Annotated in this window: 12 protein-coding genes; 5 read left to right on the top strand and 7 right to left on the bottom strand. The window is 72.5% G+C overall.

Annotated features, from left to right (window positions below; genetic code table 11):
* Nucleotides 1-7: 7 nt before the first annotated feature.
* Both ACQPZZ_RS21645 and ACQPZZ_RS21640 read left to right on the top strand, forming a co-directional pair.
* Nucleotides 8-3,169 (top strand): FAD-binding and (Fe-S)-binding domain-containing protein, encoded by a 3,162-nt coding sequence (locus tag ACQPZZ_RS21645; protein WP_432921056.1) that lies wholly within the window; start codon nt 8-10, stop codon nt 3,167-3,169.
* A complete protein-coding gene (locus ACQPZZ_RS21640) occupies nt 3,159-5,021 on the top strand; it encodes a thiamine pyrophosphate-dependent enzyme (protein WP_432921053.1) in 1,863 nt (620 codons plus the stop codon). The genes ACQPZZ_RS21645 and ACQPZZ_RS21640 overlap by 11 nt, the downstream gene beginning before the upstream one ends.
* An 82-nt stretch (nt 5,022-5,103) precedes the next feature.
* Here ACQPZZ_RS21640 and ACQPZZ_RS21635 read toward each other — a convergent pair whose 3' ends face one another.
* From ACQPZZ_RS21635 to ACQPZZ_RS21615, 5 genes are all read right to left on the bottom strand, one after another.
* Complete coding sequence (locus ACQPZZ_RS21635; protein ID WP_363646863.1) at nt 5,104-6,144, bottom strand: PP2C family protein-serine/threonine phosphatase; 1,041 nt, start codon at nt 6,142-6,144, stop codon at nt 5,104-5,106.
* Between the two features lie 238 nt (nt 6,145-6,382).
* Nucleotides 6,383-7,036, bottom strand: coding sequence for a potassium channel family protein (locus ACQPZZ_RS21630; protein ID WP_363646864.1), 654 nt, complete (start codon nt 7,034-7,036; stop codon nt 6,383-6,385).
* A 1-nt stretch (nt 7,037) separates the two neighbouring features.
* Nucleotides 7,038-8,387, bottom strand: coding sequence for a TrkH family potassium uptake protein (locus ACQPZZ_RS21625; RefSeq protein WP_432921049.1), 1,350 nt, complete (start codon nt 8,385-8,387; stop codon nt 7,038-7,040).
* 185 nt (nt 8,388-8,572) lie between these two features.
* Nucleotides 8,573-9,748 carry a GDSL-type esterase/lipase family protein gene (locus ACQPZZ_RS21620; protein WP_432921046.1) on the bottom strand — a complete coding sequence of 392 codons (1,176 nt, stop codon included), beginning with the start codon at nt 9,746-9,748 and terminating at the stop codon, nt 8,573-8,575.
* Nucleotides 9,749-9,808: 60 nt separating this feature from the next.
* A complete protein-coding gene (locus ACQPZZ_RS21615) occupies nt 9,809-10,378 on the bottom strand; it encodes a TetR/AcrR family transcriptional regulator (RefSeq protein ID WP_432921043.1) in 570 nt (189 codons plus the stop codon).
* Nucleotides 10,379-10,504: 126 nt separating this feature from the next.
* Between ACQPZZ_RS21615 and ACQPZZ_RS21610 the strand changes: the two genes are divergently transcribed.
* Nucleotides 10,505-10,843, top strand: coding sequence for a PadR family transcriptional regulator (locus ACQPZZ_RS21610; RefSeq protein ID WP_363646868.1), 339 nt, complete (start codon nt 10,505-10,507; stop codon nt 10,841-10,843).
* A complete protein-coding gene (locus tag ACQPZZ_RS21605) occupies nt 10,840-11,967 on the top strand; it encodes a hypothetical protein (protein ID WP_432921040.1) in 1,128 nt (375 codons plus the stop codon). Before ACQPZZ_RS21610 ends, ACQPZZ_RS21605 begins: the two co-directional genes overlap by 4 nt.
* A gap of 28 nt (nt 11,968-11,995) precedes the next feature.
* Here ACQPZZ_RS21605 and ACQPZZ_RS21600 read toward each other — a convergent pair whose 3' ends face one another.
* Nucleotides 11,996-12,268, bottom strand: coding sequence for a hypothetical protein (locus ACQPZZ_RS21600; protein WP_432921038.1), 273 nt, complete (start codon nt 12,266-12,268; stop codon nt 11,996-11,998).
* 130 nt (nt 12,269-12,398) lie between these two features.
* On the opposite strand from ACQPZZ_RS21600, the gene ACQPZZ_RS21595 reads away from it, so the two are divergent.
* Nucleotides 12,399-13,052: a hypothetical protein gene (locus ACQPZZ_RS21595; protein WP_432921036.1), complete on the top strand. Its 654-nt coding sequence runs from the start codon at nt 12,399-12,401 to the stop codon at nt 13,050-13,052.
* 34 nt (nt 13,053-13,086) lie between these two features.
* On the opposite strand, the gene ACQPZZ_RS21590 is transcribed toward ACQPZZ_RS21595, so the two are convergent.
* A complete protein-coding gene (locus tag ACQPZZ_RS21590) occupies nt 13,087-15,378 on the bottom strand; it encodes an N-acetylmuramoyl-L-alanine amidase (protein ID WP_432921033.1) in 2,292 nt (763 codons plus the stop codon).
* Nucleotides 15,379-15,382: the final 4 nt, after the last annotated feature.

The raw sequence follows: 15,382 nt of genomic DNA, 5'->3' as shown, positions 1-15,382 counted from the left end.
GGCGGACATGACCCGTGTCTTCCCGAGACCGGAGCCGTCGGCGCCGTCCCGGGCGTGGCCGGGGGCGGGGGAGGCCAGGAACCCGCCGCTGCCCGCGTACGCCGTGGAGCTGCGCGACCGGCTCGGCGAGGCCGTCGCGGGCGAAGTCGGGTTCGGCGGCGGCGACCGGGCCATGTACGCCTACGACGCGTCGGTCTACCGGCAGGTGCCGATCGGCGTGGTGACGCCCAGGGACGCCGCCGACGTCGAGGCCGCACTGGAGGTGTGCCGCCGCTTCGGCGCCCCCGTGCTCGCCCGCGGCTGCGGCACCTCGCTGACCGGGCAGACCGTCAACGGCGCCGTGGTGTTCGACTTCACCCGCCACATGGACCGGATCGCCGAGCTCACCCCCCTGCGCCGCACCGCGCGGGTGCAGCCCGGCGTCATCTGCGACGAGCTCAGGGACGCCGCGGCGCGCTATGGCCTGACCTTCGGCCCGGACCCCGCGACCCACGACCACGCGACGATCGGCGGCATGGTCGGCAACAACTCCTGCGGCGTCCACTCGGTGACGGCGGGCAAGACCGTCGACAACGTCGAGGAGCTGGAGATCGTCACCTACGACGGCACCCGCATGCGGGTCGGCGCGACCGGCGAGGACGAGCTGGAGTGCGTCATCGCGGCCGGCGGGCGGCGTGGCGCGATCTACGCCGGGCTGCGTCACATCCGCGACACCTACGGCGACGCGATCCGCCGGGGCCTGCCCGACATCCCCCGCCGGGTGTCCGGCTACAACCTCGACGCGCTGCTGCCGGAGAACGGGTTCCACGTCGCGCGGGCGCTGGTGGGTTCGGAGGGCACGCTGGCGCTGACCCTCGACGCGACCTGCCGGCTGGTGCGGCTGCCCCCCTTCCGTGCGCTCGTCGTGCTCGGCTACCCCGACATCCCCTCCTCCGGCGACGACGTGCCCTGGCTGTTGCGGTTCGGGGCCATCGGGCTGGAGTTCACCAGCCGCCACGTCGTGACCAATCTCCAGGCCAAGGGTTTCCGCCTCGGCGGCGAGGACCTGCTGCCGCCAGGCAGGGCCTGGCTGCTGACGGAGTTCGGCGGCGAGACCCAGCGCGAGGCCGACGCGCGGGCCGCGCGGCTGGTCCGCGCCGTACGGTCGCGCCCGCACGGCCCGAGCTGCAGGTTCTACGACGACCCGGCCGACGAGACCGCGGTGTGGGAGATACGGCGCCACTCCGCCGGCACCGCCCGCATGCCCGTGGGGCTGGGCGGCCACGGCGGCTGGCCCAACTGGGAGGACGCCGCCGTCCACCCGGACGTCCTCGGGCCCTACCTGCGCGACTTCCTGCGCCTGCTCGACCGGCACGGCTACGACGCCGTCTTCTACGGTCACTGGGGCCAGGGATGCGTGCACAGCCGCATCGACTTCGACCTGCGCAGCCTCGGCGGCGTCCGGGCCTTCCGGCGTTTCATGGAGGAGGCCGCCGACCTCGTCGTCGCGTACGGCGGGTCGCTGTCGGGGGAGCACGGGGACGGGCACGGACGGGCCGAGTTGTGGCCGCGCATGTTCCCGCCCGAGCTGATGCGGGCGTTCGAGGAGTTCAAGCGCGTCTGGGACCCCGACGGCCGGATGAACCCGCACAAACTCATCGACCCCTACCCGCTGGACGCGCACCTGCGTGAGGGGCCGGCGTACCGGCCGCGCGACCTGGAGCACGTTTTCGGCTACCCGCTCGACGGCGGCAGCTTCACCGAGGCGGCCGGCCGCTGCTTCGGCGTCGGCAAGTGCCGCCACCTGTCCGGCGGGGTGATGTGCCCGAGCTTCATGGTGACCCGGGAGGAGAAGCACTCCACCCGGGGCCGGGCCCGGCTGCTGCAGGAGATGGCCGAGAGCGCGGGCCCCGTCGAGGGCCGCTGGCGCAGCGAGGCCGTACGCGAGGCCCTCGACCTCTGCCTGGCCTGCAAGGGATGCAGGAGCGACTGCCCGGTGCAGGTGGACATGGCCACCTACAAGGCGGAGTTCCTCCACCACTACTACGCCGGCCGGCCGCGGCCCCGGCAGGCGTACGCGCTGGGGCTGATCGACGTGTGGGCCCGGCTGGCCTCGCGGGTCCCGCGCCTGGCCAACGCCGTCACCCACGCGCCGGTGCTCGGCCGGCTGGCGAAGCTGGCCACCGGGATCGCGCCCGAGCGTGACGCGCCGCGTTTCGCGCGCCGCACGTTCCGCCGCCTCATGGCCGGTCACGTGCCGCGCAACCCGGGCGGGCCGCCGGTCCTGCTGTGGCCGGACACCTTCACCGAGCACTTCCAGCCGGAGGTGGGGGTCGCGGCCGTGGACGTGCTGGAGTCCGCCGGGTTCCACGTCATCGTGCCCGAGGGCCCGCTGTGCTGCGGCCGCCCGCTGTACGACTACGGGATGCTCACGCTCGCGCGGCGCTACCTGCGCCGGGTGCTCGACGCGGTCGGCCCGCTCGTCGAGGCCGGGATCCCGGTGGTCGGCCTGGAGCCGAGCTGTCTGGCCGTCTTCCGCGACGAGCTGACCAACCTGCTGCCCGACGACCTCGACGCGCGGCGGCTGCACGCGAACAGCTACCTGCTGTCGGAGTTCCTCACCCGGCACGCGCCGGGCTGGCCGCTGCCCCGGCTGCGGCGCCGGGCGCTCGTCCAGGTGCACTGTCACCACCACGCGGTGATGGGCTTCGACGCCGAGCGCGCGCTGCTGCGCGACATGGGACTGGACGTGGAGATCCCGGACTCCGGATGCTGCGGCATGGCCGGCGGCTTCGGCTACGAGGCCGGCGAGCACTACGCGGTGTCGATGGCGGCGGGGGAGCGGGTGCTGCTTCCGAAGGTGCGCGCCGCCGATCCCGGCACGCTGATCGTCGCCGACGGGTTCAGCTGCCGCGGCCAGATCACCGCGGGCACCGGCCGCAGGCCCCTGCACCTGGCCCAGGTGCTCGCGCTCGCGATCCGCGAGGGCGAGCTGGGGCCCGTCGGCCACACCGTCGACGGCGCCGTCGGCAGCGCCGCCGATCATGCCGCCGGAGACGGAGGCGGCGGACATCGGGGCCTGCGCGCGCTTGTCGCCGGCGGCGCGGGCGCCGCCGTCGCCGTCGCGGCGGCACTCGCCGCCAGGCGGCGCGTACGCGTTCCATCGAGGGAGACCCATCATGGGCGATGAGCTCACCGCCGCGGACGTCCTCGTCGACCGGCTGATCCAGTGGGGAGTGGACGTCGTCTTCGGGCTGCCGGGCGACGGCATCAACGGCTTCATGGACGCCCTGCACAACCGCAGGGCGGACCTGCGCTACATCCACTGCCGCCACGAGGAGGTGGCCGCGATGGCGGCGGTCCGCTACGCCAAGTTCACCGGGCGGCTCGGTGTGTGCTTCGCGACCTCGGGTCCCGGCGCGGCCCACCTGCTCAACGGGCTGCTCGACGCGCGCACCGACCAGGCGCCGCTCCTGGCGATCAGCGGCATGACCTATCACGACCTCGTCGGCACGAGCTATCTGCAGGACGTCAACACCGACTACATGTTCGACGACGTCGCGTTGTACAACCAGCGCATCATGGGGCCGGCGCACGTCGTCAACGTCACCGACTACGCCGTGCGCACGGCGCTGACCCAGCGCGGCCCGGCCCACCTCACGTTCCCGATCGACTACCAGGCGGCCCCGGCGAGCTCGGGCAGCCGCTTCCGGCGCAACGTCGAGGGCCACACCTCCACCGCGTACCGTCCGCCGATTCGGGTGCCGCGCCGCCAGGACCTCGACGCGGCCGCGCGGGTGCTGTCGGGGCGGAGCAGGCCGGTCATCCTCGCCGGAGCGGGCGCCCGCGGCGCGGTGGACGAACTCGAGGCGGTCGCGGAGAAGCTCGGCGCGCCGATCGTCAAGGCCCAGCTGGGCAAGGACTGCGTGCCCGACGACAGCCCGTACACCACCGGGCCCATCGGCCTGGTCGGCAGCCGTCCGAGCGAGGACGCGATGGAGGAGTGCGACGCGCTGCTGATCGTCGGGTCCACCATGCCGTACATCGAGTTCTATCCCGCGCCGGGGCAGGCCGCCTGCGTGCAGATCGACGACAGGCCAGAACGGCTCGGCCTGCGCTACCCGGTGGACGTGCCGCTGGCCGGCGACGCGCGGGCCACCCTGGCCGAGCTCCTGCCGCTGCTGACCCGCAACGAGGACAGGTCGTTCCTGGCCAGGGCCCAGCAGGGCATGCGCGAGTGGTGGCGGCTCCTGGAGGAGCGCGGCACCCGCACCGACACGCCGATGAAGCCGCAGGTGCCCGCCTGGGCGCTGAACGGCGCGCTCAGGCCGGACGCCATCGTGTGCGGCGACTCGGGCACGGTCACGAGCTGGGCGGCCCGGCAGATCAAGATCCGCCGGGGGCAGATGTTCAGCTTCTCCGGCACGAACTGCTCCATGGCGGCCGGCCTGCCGTACGCCATCGGCGCGCAGGTCGCCTACCCGGGACGGCAGGTGGTCGCCTTCACCGGGGACGGGTCGCTGACGATGCAGCTTGGCGACTTCCTCACCGCCGTGCAGCACGACCTGCCCATCAAGATCGTGGTGGCGAAGAACAACTCCCTCGGCCTGATCAAGTGGGAGCAGATGGTGTTCCTCGGCAACCCCGAGTATGGCGTCAACCTCGCCCCGATGGACTTCGTGAAATTCGCCGAGGCGTGCGGCGCCCGGGGCATGTGCATCACGGACCCAAGGAGCTGCGCCGACCAGATGTACGAGGCGCTGTCCTGGGACGGCCCGGTCATCGTCGAGTGCCTGGTCGACCAGCACGAGCCTCCGCTGCCGGCCAAGGTGAAGAGCCACCAGGTGCAGAAGCTGACCGAGGCCCTGGTGCAGGGCACGCCGAACCGCAACCGCATCGCCCTGCAGATGGTCAAGGACATGCTGGACGAGTCGAGCTTCGCGGCCAGCCCGGCGCACGCCGTGCCCCGCAGGGTCGGCCAGGCCGCCGCCACGCTGGTGGGCAGGCTCCGCGACCGCGCCAGAGGTGAGCACCCCGAGTGAGGTCGCGGCTCGGCCCGGGGTGCCGGGCTCAACCGGGGTGCCGGGGTCAGGCGGGATGGCAGGCCTATCCGGGGTGCCGGGCTTATCCGGGGTGTCGGCGCAGCAGGAGCATGGCGGCGTCGTCGGGGATCGGTCCGCCGACGTGGCGCAGCAGGTCGCCGCGCAGTTCGTCGAGGGCCGCCTGGGGATCGTCGCCCCGCAGCATGTGCGCCCGCTCCTTGAGCGGATAGAAACGGCCGTCCCGGTCCCGGGCCTCCACCACGCCGTCGGTGTAGAAGAGGATCTGGTCGCCGTCCCCGAACGGCACCCGGTGAGGCTTCGGGCGAGGCGCGCCGAGCATGCCGAGCCCGAGGGGAAGGGCCTCCTCCTGCGGCTCGGCGAAGTGGACGCCGCCGTCGCGCCGCAGCACCAAAGGGGCGGGGTGGCCGCAGTTGAGCAGGGAGATCTCCCCGTCGTGGACCTCGGCGAATATGGCGGTGACGAACTTCTCGCCGCTCAGGTGCCGGGCCAGGCTGGTCTCCACGCGCTCGACCACCCCGGGGAGTTCGGACTGGTCGTAGGCCGCCTCGCGGAAGGCGCCGAGCACCCACGCCGCCGTCTCCACCGCCTCCAGGCCCTTGCCCTGCACGTCGCCGATCAGGATGCGTACGCCCTCGGGGGCGGTGACCACCTCGTAGAGGTCCCCGCCGATCTGGGCCTCGGCGGCGGCGGAGGTGTAGGAGAGCGCCACCCGAAGGTCGCCGGCGCGGCGGGGGACCGGGCGCAGCAGCACGCGCTGGGCGGCCTCGGCGACCAGGCGGAGGTTGGCCAGCTCGCGCTCGCGCCGGTTTCGCAGCCTGCTGGCCAGCATGCTCGCGGCGGTGACGCCGACGATCGCCGCGATGGTGAGGTTGTTCTGGCGCCTGCCGAGAAGACCGTCGTACTGGGCCAGGGGGAGACAGATGACCAGGGCCAGCACCCCCACCAGGGCCGTGCGGCGCACGCCGCCCGCAACCGAGGCGAAGGCCGGGCCCAGGGTGAGGAGCGGCAGGAAGCCCACACCCGGCCCCGTGATGAGGTCGACGATGATGACGAGGAGTATCGCGATGAACGGCAACGCGCGCAGGAGGCTCTGGGAACTCATCGCGACTCCATTGCCGGCCCCCACGTCAGCACATGATTCCTTTTCTGATGGCTTTACTCCTTCCCGTTTTGTGACCGGGGCACTCCCGATCATCCGCGACTGATCCACCAATTCGGGCCGGTCGGTCGGGTCGTGGCACGCCCACTGATCACTTTGAGTAGTGAGGTTACTCCATTTCGTGGCGTGCTGGCCGGTAAAGCCGGACATCCGGCCTTCGCTCCGCACCGTCACGGTGCTGTCACGGCAATTCCGCGAAGCGTTCGACCCGGTCCGTACGGCCGGACACGAGGATGACGTCGCCATAGCTGAGTTCGGTCTCGGCGGTGGCGTAGGTGAACTCCTCGCCCGGCCGCTTGACCGCGACCACCGTCACCCCATACTTGCGGCGCAGGCTGGACTCGCCGAGGGGAACTCCGACGTACTCCTTGGGCGGGAGGGTCTTGACCAGCGCGAAGTTCTCGTCGACCTCCATGTAGTCGAGCATCCGCCCGCTCACCAGGTGAGCCACGCGCTCGCCCATGTCGTATTCGGGGAAGACCACGTGCTGGACGCCGATCCGGCTGAGGATGCGGCCGTGCTGCTGGCTGACGGCCTTGGCCCAGATGTCGTCGATTTCCATTTCCACCAGCAGCGACGAGGTGAGGATGCTCGCCTCCAGGTCGCTGCCGATGGCGCACACCGCGCGGTAGAAGTCCGGCAGGCCGAGCTGGCGCAACGCCTCGGGATCGGTGGCGTCGGCCGTGGCGATGTGGGTGATCTGGCCCGAGAGGCTCTGCACCACCTTGGGGCGGTGGTCGATGGCCAGCACCTCGGTGCCGCGCCGCACGAGCTCCAGGGCGAGCGCGGTGCCGAAGCGGCCGAGACCGATCACCGCGACGGGGTCGTTCCTCATGTCAGCCAACGATGACGTCCTCCTCCGGTAATTCATAGCGGCGGATGCGCTCCTTGAGCGCCAGTGCGGAGCCGAGGGTGAGCGGGCCGATCCGGCCGACGAACATCAGCAGTGTGAGCAGCACCTGCGCGGCGGGGGAGGCGGCGGAGGCGACGCCCACGGACAGGCCCGCCGTCCCGAAGGCGGCGATGACCTCGAACAGCACCCGGTCGAGGGCGTGCGGTGTCAGCACCAGCAGCACGTAGGTGAAGAGCGCGACCAGGCCCACGCTCAGCACGGTGACCGCGACCGCCTGCCGCTGCGCCGCCTCGGTGAGACGGCGGTGGCCGATGTTCACCCGGCTCTCGCCACGCAGCTCCGCCCAGACGATGAACGTGAGCAGGCCCAGCGTGGTGACCTTGATGCCGCCCGCGGTGCCCGCGCTGCCGCCGCCGACGAACATCAGCAGCTCGGTGACCAGCCAGCTGGACGGGTGCATCTGCGTGATGTCGAGGCTGTTGAACCCCGCGCTGCGCGGCATGACGGCCGTGAAGAAGGCGGCCAGCAGCTTGCCCTGCCCGTCCATGGGGCCGAGCGTGCGGGGATTGGTCCACTCCGTGACGAGGAAGACCAGCGTGCCGCCGGCCAGCAGGACGGTGGTGACCGTGAGCGTGATGCGGGTGAGCAGCGACCAGCGCCCGGGGCGGCGCCAGGACCGGCGCAGCTCGAACACCACGGGGTAGCCGAGCCCGCCCACGATGACCGCCGCCGCGACGGTCAGGCAGATCCACGGATCCGCGGCGAACCTGACGAGGCTGTCGGGCCACAGCGCGAACCCGGCGTTGTTGAACGAGGAGACCGCGTGGAACAGGCCCAGATAAAGGCCGCGCCCGACGGGCTCGCCGTACCCGAGCACGAATCTGAGCGTGAGAACGGTCCCCGTGACGGCCTCGCAGAGCAGGTTGAACACGACGACCTTGCCCACCACGCGCCGCAGGTCGCTGCCGTTGAGCACCTTGGTCTCGGCCTGGGCGGACAGCCGGGCCCGCAGGCCCAGCCTGCGGGAGACGAGCAGGGTGAAGACGGTCGCGAGGGTCATGATGCCGAGGCCGCCCACCTGGATCAGGGCGGCGATGACCACCTCGCCGAACGCCGACCAGTGCGTGGCCGTGTCGACGACGGTCAGCCCGTTCACGCACACCGCCGAGGTCGCGGTGAACAAGGCGGTGATCCAGTCCGCGGGCTCCCCCGAGGTGGTGGCGAGCGGACTGGACAGCAGGGCGGTCCCCAGGAGGACCGCCGCCCCGAACACCGTCGTGATGACCTGCGCCGGATGGTGGAATCGCCCCAGGGCGGCCCAGAACAATCTCATGTCGGTCGCTCCGCGCCTGCGCGGCTGTCCTCGCGGCCGTGTCCGCCGCCCTGCCGGGCCGTTTGCAGTACCACCGAGAACCTCCGTGCGGGCAACGCGATCACCTCGCCGACCCGACTTCCCGGCACACCGCGGCCTACCGTAACAGCACATTTCCCGCCGGGCACATCAGGGCGGGAGTCCGGTCAGCCGGTCGTGACGGCGAACGGGCCGCCGGGGCCGAAGACGAGGCGGGCGAAGTTCTCGCCGATTCGGCGATGTCCCGCGGGGTCGGGGTGCACCTCGTCGGGCAGCGGCAGTTCCGCGTAGTCCGCCTCGCCGTAGAGGTCGCGGCCGTCGAGGTAGTGCAGGTTCGGGTCGTCGACCGCCCGCTGCCGGACGATCCGGGCGAGTTCGTCGCGGATGACGTTGAGCGTGAGACGCCCGGCGGCGCGCTCGGCGGGATCCCCCGTGGCCTTGAATCGCACGGCCCCGCCATCGAAGTCGGGCGCGAGCGGGCCGGGGGTGTCCTCCTGGACCGGGCACAGGATGGAGGACACGACCAGCAGCGGCGTGGCTGGATGCCCCTCGCGGATGGTGTCGAGGAAGCCGTGGACCGCGGGGGTGAAGGCGCGCAGGCGCATCACGTCGCCGTTGACGATGTTGATGCCGATCTTGACGCTGATCAGGTCGGCGGGGGTGTCCCGCATCGCGCGGGCGGTGAACGGGTCGAGCAGCGCGCTGCCGCCGAACCCCAGATTGATCAGTTCCACTCCGCCCAGGGCGGCGGCCAGGGCCGGCCAGATGGCGGTCGGGTGGGCGGCGTTCGAGCCGTGGCTGATGGAACTGCCGTGGTGCAGCCACGCCCTGAGTCCGCTGTCCGGCGCCGGCTCGACCGGGGCGTCGGTGCGCAGCGCGATCAGCTCGGTGATCTCCGTATGAGGAAGCCAGATCTCGACGTTCTTGTCACGCGCGGGAAGATCGGCGAAGCGGGCGGTGCCGGGAGGTCCTTCGCGCAGCTCGGCCGACTGCGTGGCCATGTCGATCACGCGGACGTTGCCGCCGGTCACGGTGGCCTGGGCCGTGAGGCGGCCGTCGGCGAGCAGGTCGTATACGCCGTCCGCAGGGGCCGGGAGACCCCGGTAGGCCCTCTTGGTCGGCAACGTGTCCAGTTCGATGGTGGTGGCCCGGGTCCGGAACGCCAGGCGTACGCCGGACGGCTGGGCCTCGGCCATGGCCAGTTGCCCGTCGGGGATCTGCCGGCGAGCCCAGGCGGGCAGCCGGTGCGGCAGCAGGCCGTGCGCCGTGCGTTCCACGTCGAGGACGCCGCGCAGGACGTCCTGGGTGACGGGTGTGGTGATCCAGTCGTGCTCGATGCTCATGTCCTCAGCCTGTTGATCGGGTCGCCGGCGTGTTCCGCCGCGTCTGTGCGGCCCTGGCGGTCAGGGCGTGGTCCGGTTGCGCAGCAGGGTGTCGAGGGAGTCCACGATCCAGGACCAGGATTCCTCCGGGTCGACGGCGGTGTGGCTGAAGCCTCCGCTCATCTCCAGGCTGACGTAGCCGTGGAAGACGCTGCCCAGCATCCGGACCGCGTGTGTCTGGTCCGGCTCCGCGATGTCGTAGCCGCGCAGGATGGCCCGCGTCATCTGTGCGTGCCTGACGCCGGCGCTGGCGGCCGCCGTCTCGGGGTCGAGCCTGAGACGGGCGGCGTCGTAGCGGCCCGGATGCTCCCGGGCGTAGCCGCGGTAGGCGTCCGCGAAGGCGGCCAGGGCGTCCTTGCCGGCGCGCCCGGCCAGCGCGTCGGCGACTCGGTCGGCGAGCTCCTCCAGCGCGAACAGGGCGATCCCGGTCTTCAGGTCCTCGGAGCTCTTCAGATGTGAGTAGAGACTCGCGACCTTGACGCCGAACCGCCGGGCCAGCGCCGAGATCGTCACCTGGTCGAAGCCGACCTCGTCGGCCAGCTCCGCCCCCGCCCCGATCAGGCGTTCCGTGGTCAGTCCCGCCCGCACCATAACCCTCTCCCTGCTTTGCCTAAACTTATTATGGATCTGCCTAACACCTTTAGGCAAATCGCTGCTGGTTCTCGAAGAGATGTACGGCGCGCTTGAATATCATGTTTGCCGATATATTCTGGAGGCATGACAGCACGAGCGATGACGGAACCCGCCTTCCTCGTTCTCACCGCACTGGTCGACGAGCCGCGGCACGGCTACGGCATCGCGCAGGAGGTCGAGCGGCTCTCCGGAGGGCGCGTCCAGCTCAAGGTCGGCACCCTGTACGGCGTGCTCGACCGGCTCGCGGCCGACGGGTTCGTGGAGGCGGACCGCGAGGAGGTGCGGCAGGGACGGCTGCGCCGCTACTACCGCCTGACCGACGAGGGGGCGGGGGCGCTGGAGGAGGAGGCCGTGCGGCTGGCCGACAACGCGCGCCGCGCCGTCGAGCGGCTGCGGCTGCGGCAGGCGGGAGGTCTGGCATGAGCGAGCGGAGGGAGCCCGTCGACAGGCACGGCGCGAGCCGCGAGGCGAGGGGTGGCATGAGCGTTCTCGAGGAGCGTTACCGGTGGTGGCTGCGGCTGCTGCCCGCGTCCTACCGCGCCGAGCGCGAGGAGGAGATGGTCTCGGCCTTCCTCGAAGGCGCCCAGCCCGGTGGGGCCGGGCACGACGACCAGCGCCCGCGCTTCCTGGAGATCGCCAGCGTGGCCGCGCTCGCGCTGCGGCTGCGGCTGGGCGGTCCGGGGTCGCCGCCCCGGTCGTACCTGTGGGGCGAGGCGGTCCGCCGGGCCGCCCTTCTCGGCCTCGTCTTCTGGACGATGATCGGTTGCGTCTTCGCCGGGCAGGCGGTGCTCACGTACGCCATCCCCGCGGACGCGCTCCCCGGCGGTGTCATGGGCATCGGCGACCCCGGGTCGCCCGACCGAGTGCGGCTCGTGCTGGCCGACCTGACGCCGCTGCTGTGGGCCGCCGGCCTCGGCGCGCTCGTGCGCGGGCGACCCCGCGTGGCCACGGCGGCGGCCGCGGCGGCCCTGGTGGTGCCGCACGTGCTGGTGCCTCCGCCCGTTTCCGGGTGGGAGAGCGCGGTGCGCTGGGCCTGTTCGGTCCTCCCGGCCGTGATCACGGTGCTGGCTCTGGCGCTCGGGTTCCACCGCGACGCGCCGCCGCCCGGCCTGCCCGTGCGGCGGGCGCTGCGCCTGCTCGCGCTTCCGGTCGCGGCGGGCCTCCTGCTCTCCCTGGTCGTCGGTGTGCTCGGAGCGATGACGAAAGCCGGGACGGCCCCGGCGCCGGTCCTGATGCAGGCCTGGATGTGGGTCGACACCCCCGGTCTCGCCTGCCTGTCGCTGCTGGCGCTGACGGTGTGGTGCGTGGCCGTGGGCGGGGCGGTGAGGCGGCCCGGGCCTGCGGCACTGGCGGGAGCGATACTGGCCGCACCGGCCGTCGTCGCCCGGGCGGGCACGTTGTCCCCGGACACGACCGGCGTGACCGGTTTCGTGGCGACCCTGCAACTGGCCGTGCTCCTGGTGAGCGGGATCACGCTCTTCGTCATCGGCACACGTGCGCTGCGGGCGACGGATGACGCCGGGGCGCTGGGCGGGCAAGCGCGGTGACGCTTCGCGGGCTCCGGCGCCGTCGCCCTCAGGCCGGAGAGGGGACGTACCGCTGGACGACCGGGCCAGGCCAGTCGACGAGTTCCTGGCGGGTCATCGTGCCCAGCGGGGGAAGGGCGAGCACGTAGCGGCACAGTGCCATGCCGAGGATCTGGCTGGCGGCCAGTGCCGCGCGCTTCCGGGCGGCGGCGTGATCGCCGGAGATCTTCGTCGCCACCGGCACCAGCTGGGCGGAGAATATGGACCGCATCCGTTCGGCGACCGCCTCGTTGGTGACCGAGGTCCGCAGCATGACAAACAATGCCGCACGCCCGTCCAGCGGCGTCTGGCCTGGCGGCTGTCCGGGCTCGACCGCCGCTGACCGGCGAATCCCGGCCGCCGCCGCGGGGATATGTGATCATCGGTAGTCCCCCTACCGACAGGACGGTCTCATGAGACACCTGCCCCGGATCGCCGCGACCGCGCTGGCGCTCGCCACCGCTTTCGTCACCGTCACCCCCGCGTCCGCGGCCGCCGACCGGCCCTTGAGCCGTACGCAACTGAAGAAGGTCCTGCTCACGAAGAAGGACCTGGGCAAGGGCTGGGGCGTGATCGACATACCCCTGAGGCGGATCGACCTGACGGGCCTCGACGTGAACGACGCGGCCTGCGTGACCGCCGCCAGGGAGTTCGACGCCGCGTTCGAGACCGCGGGGAAGAGCCAGTGGATCCTCGGGCGGATCTCCGGCGCCGAGCGCGTCTACACCGGGAGCTCCTCGAAGATCGAGCGGATGACCTCCGCCGCCAAACGGGTGGCCGCCGCCTGCGACGGCGCGGGCGACGCCCGCAACATGGTGGAGATCACCAAGCGTTCTCCCGGCGACCTCGGCGACGCGGCGTACGGTTTCGAGGTCCGCGACGAGAACCCGCCGTATCCCGGGCAGGGCTCGCAACTCGTCCACTTCGACTACGTGGTGATCCGCTATCGGTCGGTCGTGGCCCTCGTCCAGGGCGCAGGCGGCGGCAGGAACCACTGGAAGGACACGCTCGAACTCGCCAGGAAGGCCGCGGGCAAGCTCGCCTCGGCCTACCCCCGGCGCGCCTGACGCGCGACGGCGCGGCCGGGGGCGGCAGGCGCGTCTACCGCCGGGACCACACGACGTGCCGGTGCCCGGCGTGGCGGCGGGCCTTGCCGTGGTGTGGGGGCTTCGGGTGCTTCGCGTGCCGCACGGGTTTCGCGGGCCGCACCGGCGCGGTCGCCGCGGACGTGGCGACGCCCGGCTCGTAGCCGCGGGCGGACGCCGTCACCCGTACGGACAGGCGGGCGCCGCGGTCGCGGCTCCTGACGTGGTAGGTACGCCCGGTCGCGCCCCCGACCTCGGCGCCGTCGCGCAGCCACTGATAGCGGATCCGCGTGGGCGACGGCGTCCAGGCGCCCGGGGAGGCGCTCAGCGTACGGCCGGCCTTCGGGACGCCGCGCACGGCCGGGGGCGCCGTGTTGGTGACCGTCGTCGGCCGCGCGTCGTGCAGGTCCACGTCGGCGGCGCGGACGAAGACCTGGCGATGGGCGTACCAGAGCTGGTAGTAGCGGTCCTGTCCCTTGAGGTCGGTGCGGTCCCCGGGAGCCGACCCGTCGAACGTCGTCGCGCGGTAGTAGTCGGTGACGACGTCGTCGTCGCTCACGGCGTACGCCTGCCCGCCGGGGAGGGCGTACTCCAGGGGCGAGATCGCCTGCACGGGGATGCCGGTGCCGCTGTAGGCGGACACCTCGGGGTAGGCCCGGCCGTACACGGCGGCGGGGGCGGTCGCTCCCGCCTTCACGGTGACCGTCCTCGCCGACGCCGGGACCACGACGGGCCGGTCGGCGGGATTGTGCAGCCAGGCCAGGGAGCCCGCCCACCACACGCCCAGCCAGTCGCCCTGCACCTGCGCGACGACGAGCTTGTGTCCGGAGACGACGCGGGCGCTGATGTCGCTGACGTACGTCGTGCCCGCCTCTCCGCCGGGCTTCCACGCGGGATCGGCGGCGAGCGGCGCGGTCTCGGACGGCGACTGACGGAGCGGGACGAAGTTGGTGCCGGCCCCCGCGACGCACTCCGGCGAGGGCGGCGACGCTTCGGCGCAGCCGGTCAGGGGCTGCGGGTTGTCGTGGTAGCCGGTGCGGACCTCCACCACGTCGCCGGGCGCGACCCGGGCCGTGGCCGCCCGGCCGCCGCCGATCGGCGCGCCGAGCAGCTCGAAGTAGTGGTCCCAGTCCCAGTACGGCCCCGGGTCCCAGTGCATGCTCTTGGTGGCGCCGAGGACGGTCCCCGGCACCTGGTCGTGCCCGATGACGTGCGCCCGGTCGAGCGGGATGCCGTACTTCCCGGAGAGGTGCTTCACCAGCGCGGCGGAGGTCTGGTACATCGACTCGGTGAACCAGGTGGCGCCGCCGGCGAAGCCCTCGTGCTCGACGCCGATGGAGTGCGCGTTCACATACCAGTTGCCGGCGTGCCAGCCCACATCCTTGGCGTCGAGGTGCTGGGCGACGTGGCCGTCGGAGGAGCGGATGGTGTAGTTCCAGGCGAGGTACGTGGGGTCCTGCACGAGCCGCACCGAGGGGTCGTAGTAGCCCTCGGTGTCGTGGATGACGATGTAGTCGAGCTTCGGCCCGCCCGGCCCGGTCCGGTCGGCGATGTCGTGGTTGCCGTAGTCGGTGGTGTCGTCCGGGGCGGTCGGGTCGTGCTTGGCGTACGGCGCCGGGATCGGTTCGCATTCGAGATCGGCCGGGCAGTCGGCGCCGGGGCCGGCGGCGGCCTTGGCCTGCGGGAGCGTGACCGACTCGTCCGCGGCGAGCGTCACGGTCTGGCCGTCGGCGGTGACCCGGCTCTCGCCCGTGCGCAGTGTCTGGTAGACCTGCCGGGTGAAGTCGTGCTTCGCGCCGAACCGCGTCACCGCGTCCCGCCAGGAGGTCAGGTCGTCGCCGCCGTCGTGGTAGGACGCCAGCAGCGCCGCGCCGCCGCAGATGTTCGCGTTCGGCTCCCGGCGCAGCGCGTCGGCCGCGAGGCCGGTCAGCTCGGCGGCCGCCGCCAACTGGCTCTTCACCCCGTTGCCGGCGGCCCGGCCCTTGCCGGCGCCGTCTCCCGTCACCGGCGTGTCGTCGCTCAGGTCGAACACGCCGTAGCCGCCGTCGGAGCTGGGGCGCCCCTTGTGGTCGTCCCAGCGGGACAGCATGTATGCCACCGCCTTCAGCAGCGGCTCGGGCACGCCCGTCGTCCGCGCCGCCTCGCCGAAGGCGGTCTCCCGGGACGGCGCCGACAGCGTCGCGGCGCAGGACACCCGGGGTCCGGCGCCGTCCTCGGCCGAGGCCGGCCCGGGCAGGGCGGCCGGCAGCAGCATCGCCGCGGCGGCGCCGGCGACGGCGACCGTGGTGGCGCGCGGTACGAGTCTCACGGGG

The organism is Microbispora sp. CA-135349, from assembly GCF_050947365.1.
GTDB lineage: Bacteria > Actinomycetota > Actinomycetes > Streptosporangiales > Streptosporangiaceae > Microbispora.
This window is presented reverse-complemented; position numbering and strand designations above follow the sequence as displayed.

What these genes read in the sequence shown, in the direction of transcription:
- ACQPZZ_RS21620 (WP_432921046.1), bottom strand. Translation starts at nt 9,748, where the DNA reads ATGAGCATCGAGCACGACTGGATCACCACACCCGTCACCCAGGACGTC.
- ACQPZZ_RS21595 (WP_432921036.1), top strand. Translation starts at nt 12,399, where the DNA reads ATGAGACACCTGCCCCGGATCGCCGCGACCGCGCTGGCGCTCGCCACC.
- ACQPZZ_RS21640 (WP_432921053.1), top strand. Translation starts at nt 3,159, where the DNA reads ATGGGCGATGAGCTCACCGCCGCGGACGTCCTCGTCGACCGGCTGATC.
- ACQPZZ_RS21630 (WP_363646864.1), bottom strand. Translation starts at nt 7,036, where the DNA reads ATGAGGAACGACCCCGTCGCGGTGATCGGTCTCGGCCGCTTCGGCACC.
- ACQPZZ_RS21635 (WP_363646863.1), bottom strand. Translation starts at nt 6,144, where the DNA reads ATGAGTTCCCAGAGCCTCCTGCGCGCGTTGCCGTTCATCGCGATACTC.
- ACQPZZ_RS21610 (WP_363646868.1), top strand. Translation starts at nt 10,505, where the DNA reads ATGACAGCACGAGCGATGACGGAACCCGCCTTCCTCGTTCTCACCGCA.
- ACQPZZ_RS21625 (WP_432921049.1), bottom strand. Translation starts at nt 8,387, where the DNA reads ATGAGATTGTTCTGGGCCGCCCTGGGGCGATTCCACCATCCGGCGCAG.
- ACQPZZ_RS21645 (WP_432921056.1), top strand. Translation starts at nt 8, where the DNA reads ATGACCCGTGTCTTCCCGAGACCGGAGCCGTCGGCGCCGTCCCGGGCG.
- ACQPZZ_RS21615 (WP_432921043.1), bottom strand. Translation starts at nt 10,378, where the DNA reads ATGGTGCGGGCGGGACTGACCACGGAACGCCTGATCGGGGCGGGGGCG.
- ACQPZZ_RS21605 (WP_432921040.1), top strand. Translation starts at nt 10,840, where the DNA reads ATGAGCGAGCGGAGGGAGCCCGTCGACAGGCACGGCGCGAGCCGCGAG.